The sequence below is a fragment of the Fluviicola sp. genome (assembly GCF_030151805.1).
GTDB lineage: Bacteria > Bacteroidota > Bacteroidia > Flavobacteriales_D > Crocinitomicaceae > Fluviicola.
Genome location: NZ_JASLCN010000093.1, coordinates 1 through 7,037, shown reverse-complemented (window position 1 = coordinate 7,037; position 7,037 = coordinate 1). Strand labels below are relative to the sequence as shown.

The window sequence follows — 7,037 nt, the reverse complement described above, 5'->3', positions numbered from 1 at the left end:
GCATCTGCTACAGGATGTAATCCTCTTCCTGCAGGAAGCTTGGCAGGAAAAGTTGCGATGGTTTATCGTGGTGATGGTGCAGCAACTCCGATCGGAGCTTGTGGTTTTGGTGTGAAAGCTAAAATGTGCCAGGACGCAGGAGCTGTTGCGGTAATTATTGTCAACCGCGAAGACCAGTTGATAAACATGGACGGAGGGACTACAATGTCTGAAGGCCCTTCAGTAACTATTCCGGTTGTTTTTGTTACGCTTACAACCGGAACGTTGATCAAACAACGTATTGACGCACTTGAAAAAGTGGTTGTTCTAATCGGTGACAAAACCGGGTATTACAACGATGATATTACGATTTTTGACAACAACTCTGTAAGAGCAGCATTCGGTTCCAAGCCGGTAGCTTTAACTCAAAATGCGTCTGAATTCTCTTTAAGTCCTGGTGGATGGGTTTACAATTACGGAATTGACAACCAAACAGGAGTAACTTTGAACACGGTGATCAAAAGAAACGGTACCGAGATTTATAATCAGACTTCTACGGCTGCAACGATCAATGCAGGAGATTCAGCGTTTATGACAACACCTACTTACTCTGCAGCTTCCTACACGGTTGGTCAATATGAAGTAACATATTCCATAGCAATGGGAACACCTGATGAGTTTGTCGGTGATAACGTTTCCAAAAATTTATTCAGTATCAGTGATTCCCTGTGGTCCTTGGCTAGCTTGAATCCGACAGGGGATATTATTACTAAAGATGGTTTCTATCGCGCTGCTACTTTACCGAACAACCAGTTTGAAAGTTGCATCGTATTTCATGATCTAAATGCAAGCAGAGTTGCACTTGACGGAATCTACTATGGTGGACTTACAATCGGTGCTGATGATGAAGCGACGGTTACTTTAGATGGTGTTGAGTTTACATGGTCTTTGTATACCTGGAACGATCCTGATAAAACAACTGCCGGAGGTACATTTGCTCAGATCAGCGAAGTTGCAGCAGGTTCTTACATTTACCCTGATCCTGCGGATACTTACCATGAAAAAACAGTTTTCATGCCGATTACAAGTGCTCCTAATTACAGATTCATTAACAACCAGACTTATTTGTTGTGTATTACAAGTTATACTCCAAAAGCATTTATGGCGTACAGCACAACAGATCATTATGATTACGCTATGAATCAGGATGATTTGATCCGCTTCCCTTTCCGTACGGAAGGTACAACCTGGTCAAATGCTGGTTTCGTAGGGTTACCTGTTCCTTCTATCGCTGTTAGAACTGGAGCAACCTTGAATGTGGTTGAAAACAACGTTGAAGCAGCAGCATTCCCGATTCCTGCTAAAGAAGTAATCACCGTGAAAGTAAAAGCTGCTGGTGATGCAACTTTGAAAATTGTGGATATGGCAGGTCGTCAGGTTTCTACTCAACAAGTGAAAATTGAGAACGGACAGTTCCAAACTTCTGTTGAAGGGTTGAATGCTGGTACTTATGTCTTTAACTTAAACTACTCTAACGGAACAACAAGCCGTTTCAATGTAGTCGTGTCTAAATAAGACCTTTTTAATTGATAAAGAAAAACCAAGGGTTAACCCTTGGTTTTTTTATTTCCCTCATTTTCGGATGCCTGTATCTCTATCTTTGTAGAAAACACCACAAAAAATGAGATATTCCATTTTACTTTTAACACTGCTAATCAGCGTTTCCGGATTTTCACAAATTCCAGGGTGGACACACAGTCAACCGATCACAATTGTTGAACATTCAGGAAACCCTGTAACAAACTATCAGCTAAAAATCACCGTCAATACACAAACACCGATATCAAACGGTGAAATGCTTCCAACCGGTAGCGATATCCGCTTCTCAACCGAATGCAACGGCGGAGCTATCCTGAATTACTGGATTGAATCCGGAATCAACACTCCAACTACTCAAATTTGGGTGAAAGTAGACAGCATTCCGGCAAACGGCGGAAAAACCATTTATATGAATTACGGAAATGCCTCTGCCCTTTCTCAATCTGCAATCAACGGAACCTTCTTCGGACCGCATTCTTCCACCGACAGTGTTGATAACGGTGGCGCAGGAGGTGTTACCGATAGTCAGCGCGGATTCCGCTTTTATCCGAACGAAGATATCCTGGTAACGGCATTTGGTAAGCGGGAACCAACTGGTACAACACGCTACATTACCTTATTCGATAATGCTACTCAGGCCATTATTCATCAGGAACAGGTTTCAGGACCAGCTGCACAATATTCTTACCAGAACATCCCAAATCCGATTTGGTTAACTCAGGGAACCCAATACATTCTTGAAATGTACCAGGGAAGCACAGACGGTTATTACTTCGGAACAAGTTCGCAAATCGGGCAGCATCTGACTTACCTGGATATGCGTTATTGCAATGGCTGTGACCAAAACACTTTCCCCCAAAATTATCTGAATGCGATTCACTACGGATATCCGGACATGTGGTACTTCTCAAAAACAAATGTGAATCCTGCTCCGACCTATGAATTCGATTTTTTCAAAACAAACATGCCCGATACTCAATTTATCTGCCTGAAAGATTCTCTTTCTATTCCATTGGCAATTCTCGGAGGTCAAGCTCCTTTCGACATTCAATGGACCGGAACTCAGATAAGCAATGACACAATCGCTCAACCGGTCGCATTTCCTTCAGACACGATAGAATATCACGTGAGTATTTCAGATGCCTGCGGTTACAGCAGAATAGATTCGATTACATTTAATGTAGGTGCTTTGCCGGTTTCAAACCTGCAGGCTACTTCCACGATTCTTTGTAATGGTGAATGGTCAGAATTAACTGTTGATCCGAACCTAACCGTGCTTTGGGATGATAATTCCACAGAAGATTCCCTGGTAGTTTCACCGCAAATCACCACAACCTATCATGTTCAGACTACCAACAGCATTGGTTGTCATAGTTATGATTCCATTCAAATTGTATTCCATGTTCCGGCATACGCCACTCACCAAATCCATAAATGTTTCGGTGAAAATTACCAGATTGGAAATCATACGTATACTCTGAACGGAACATATATTGACACACTTGCAGGAATTTCAAGCTGCGACAGCATTATCACCACTCAATTGACTTTCCAGGAAGATATTGATGCTGAAATTCAGCAGGTAGGTTTGAATCTGGTCGCGGATTTGGGCGGAGACGAATATCAATGGGTAAACTGTTCAACCGGAAACACTCCGATTCCGGGAGCTACGAATTCATTCTATGAAGTAACTCAAAACGGAAATTATGCAGCAATTGTCACCATCGGTTCATGTTTCAAACTCTCCAATTGCATTTCCGTTACAACCGTTGGATTGGAAGAATGGAGTCAGATCGAAAATTTATCCCTTTTCCCGAATCCTACGACAGGAACTTTAACCATTCAGTCTTCCGGTTCTCAGGAGCTGAAAGTTGTTAATGTACTGGGAAGTGTTGTCCGAACAATCCAGATTACAGCCGGAGAAAGCAAACAAGTTGATTTGACTTCTTTGGGTGCCGGATCTTACTACCTGCAATCCCGTACCAAAGTGATTCGTTTTGTGATTCAATAAAATTCTTCAAACAGATAACTATTCCTGTAGGGGCGCGATTCATCGGTAATAATGTAGAAAACTCACCAACTACATAAACATTAAAAAAAACTATGTGACCTTCTGTGTGCTATGTGGTTCATTTTACCACATAGCATCATAGAATACATAGTGAATATTCAGTTTGAAGCCTGGATTGTTTTCTAAAACAGAAACCCTATTATTATTATTGGTGAGTAGAATACATCACGTCCGATTCATCGCGTCCCCCTCTTTTTATGATTTCAATTGTAATTTCGGAAGAGTAAACAGAACAGTGGTTCCGGATTCCGATGTTTGTTCAATTTCAATGGAGCCGCCATGGTTTTCGATAATCTGTTTCACCATCGCCAGTCCAAGACCTGTTCCTGTAGATTTGGTCGTAAAATAAGGTTCGAAGATCGTTTGGATCTGTTCTTTCGGAATTCCCGAACCATTGTCTGAAATTCGCACATAACAGAATTGCTGATCGCTTGCTATCGAAATGCCAATTTCCGGTTTTACATTCAAGGCAACAGCCTGAATTCCGTTCGATATCAAATTATTCAGAACCCGCAAAATCATCTCCTTGTCTGCATTCACAAAAATCGCTTCTGACGCATTCAATTCCAGTTTCACAGCCACATCTTCATCGTTGTCGAATAATGCCACGACAGCCTTCGTAAGATCAATTAAATCGATTTCAGCCATCACCGGTTGCGGCAGCTTCGCAAAGTTCGAAAACTCATTTGCAATGTGCGTTAAAGCATCAATTTGTTCAATCAATGAATTGGTGACCCGTTCTATCCGCTCTTTTGCTTTCGGATCATTCGGATCGAAAACCCGTTGCAAATGCTGAACACTCAATTTCATTGGTGTAAGTGGGTTCTTAATCTCATGTGCAACCTGCTTGGCCATTTCCCGCCAGGCACTTTCACGTTCGGATTGCGCCAGTTTTGCCGCAGCTTCTGCAAGCTCACTCAGTTTGTGATTGTATTCGGCTACCAGCGAACCGATCTCATCTTTTGATTTGTAATTGATCTGAGAGCTGTTCTTGCCCAACTCCAATTGCGAAAAACTCTTTTTCAGCAGCATCAAAGGACTCGTCAACCAGGAAGAAACCATCAGAGCCACCAAAATGGAAAGTACCAGCAGGAGCATGAAGACATTTAAAACCGCCACGAAAAATTGTCTGAGCTGATCTTCAAAAACGTTTCGCTGATCAAAATGCAAAATGTTCAGATAACCCAGCAATTCATTTTCATGATTGAAAACCGGAACATAACCCGACAGATAAACCAACGAACCGATGTTTTCCTCGTGGATGAATTCCGAACGTTTATTGAACATCAATTCGTACAAAGCTTTCGGGTTCATCTGTTCACTCAGCAAGCCCATGTTGTAGATCTTTGTCCGCGAAGTACCGGCCAAAATTCCGTTGGATTGATACAGGTTAATATCTGCAAGGAAAACCTTCGACCATCTTCTCAATTGGTAATCCAGTTCATCCTGGTTCTTATCACTGAATTTCTCCGAAACAAAACGCTGTCTCGAATTGATTTCATTGATCACTGATTTGACCTTTTCCCGGATCTGATCCTTCGAATACGAACGGTATTGCCCGCTCAGCATACTCGTACTCGCAATGCTGAATCCAGCCAATGAAACAACGATCAAGCCGATCAATACCAGCTGGATTTTGGTAATCATTGAAATTCCGTTCGACACACGCACCTGATTAATCTGTTTGATAATCAGAAATAATACAAGAATCGCTCCGAAACAAACAAGCAGGATGGCCGTTGTTGTTAAATAGGAAAGCCAGGAAGGAACCGTCTTACTCAAAATAATCGCATCGGTTCTGGATTTTTTGAAGATCAGATGCTCCACATCGTCCCGTTGATACCACTGATGTCCTTCGGAACTATTGTCCCCGAAAATTCTCAGACTCGTAGGATAACTGTATGTTCCGTAATTCAGAACCAGCTGGTCGTTGTAATATTTTGCAATGGAGTACCGTTCCAGGGATTCAAAAACAGCCGTTTGCTTTGAAATGAGCAACCTTGGAAAACCGATCTTCTCCGGAATCCGTTTGGATTTCATTGTTCCGTAAAAATCTACCTTCACTCCGTTTCTTTCAAGAGGCAGATGAAATACATAATTGAACTGGCTGGTATAATCTTTTACATAATACAAATTCGTGTCTATTTCAGAGCGAATACCATGTCTTTCGATCAATTCATCCAGTTGTCGTTTGTACATTCCGTTCAGGCGGATCGTTGAACTGTCTTCCAGGTAATAATAACAATCAACGTCATATCTTTCCCAATATCCTTTGAAGACCTGGTATTCCATGGCTTCCTTCAATTCGGAAAAACTCGGCTTGGTATCGTGACGGAACAAACGTCGGATAAAAGGTTCAGAAACCAATTTCTTTTCTGCCGTGGAAAAATCAACTTCGGCATTGATATCGCGGTCATCTGCCAATTGATTCGCAAAAAGCAGTCGTTCTTCCCGCTCTTTCTTCTTCGCCTCCATTTCCAGGTTCATCGTAATCCCGAAAGAAACCAAAAATGTTGCCAGCAAATAAGAAGTAAAGCTCCAGTTCCGGTTCAGGCGGAAAACCACAATAACAGAAACAATCAACAGGGAAAACATCCAGATGATCCAAAAACCATGCAGTCTGAAAATCCATTCATTGGTGATGATCACCGACGAAAATATTCCTGCAAGCACCAGTATTACTACTAAAACAGAAGGTTTGGTTTCTTTCCATTTGGTTAAAACGACCTGGTAGAACTGTAGCAAAAACAATGCTCCCAACCCGATGATGAAAATAAAAACCACTGAAAAAACGGTCAGCTTCAACAATTCATTCAAATGAATCGGAATCGTTGAATTGACAATAATAAGTTTGATCAGCTGTGGAAATACCATCAAAAGAACAGGAATCAAACAAAGCAACAGGTAAATTGCCCATTTTTGCCTGATCTCCGAAATCAGGCGAAGGATCGAAGGGAAAACAATTCCAAGCGTAACAGCCCAAACCAGCACTTCTCCGAAGTTTGGAATCCAATTGTTCAAAGCCATTAATCCCGGATCGAATAAAGGAGTAGTACTCATCCAGGAAAACCAATCAAACCTGAGAGCCGCGAAACGCAAAACAAGTATTCCGGCAACAAACAACATACGCGCGGTGCTTTTACCCGTAAATTTTTTGCGCACCTTTATCCCGATCAGGTAGAAAATCAGCAAAACATCCGCGAAAATGACTGTTAAAAGGACATCATCAGTCGTACTTTGTTCAGCCGATTCGATACTGAAAACAGCTTGTTTTTTGGAATCATAAATCGTCGACTGCTGATCAGCAACCAGCGATACAGCTCCCTGCATTTTAGGAAAAGGGGCAAAGAAATAATCCCGTAACTGCTCATTGTTTATCGGAAATACC

The 7,037-nt window shown here is 41.8% G+C and carries 3 protein-coding genes; 2 read left to right on the top strand and 1 reads right to left on the bottom strand.

The annotated features are described in order from the left end of the window. Positions 1 to 1,554: PA domain-containing protein (locus tag Q1V93_RS03660; protein ID WP_300661589.1), on the top strand; the 1,554-nt coding region annotated here is incomplete at its 5' end. 106 nt (positions 1,555 to 1,660) lie between these two features. Next, positions 1,661 to 3,589, top strand: coding sequence for a DUF2341 domain-containing protein (locus Q1V93_RS03655; RefSeq protein WP_300661586.1), 1,929 nt, complete (start codon positions 1,661 to 1,663; stop codon positions 3,587 to 3,589). Between the two features lie 255 nt (positions 3,590 to 3,844). Here the strand turns inward: Q1V93_RS03655 and Q1V93_RS03650 are convergent. Further along, the coding region (locus Q1V93_RS03650) for an ATP-binding protein (RefSeq protein WP_300661579.1) at positions 3,845 to 7,037 on the bottom strand (3,193 nt) is incomplete at its 5' end.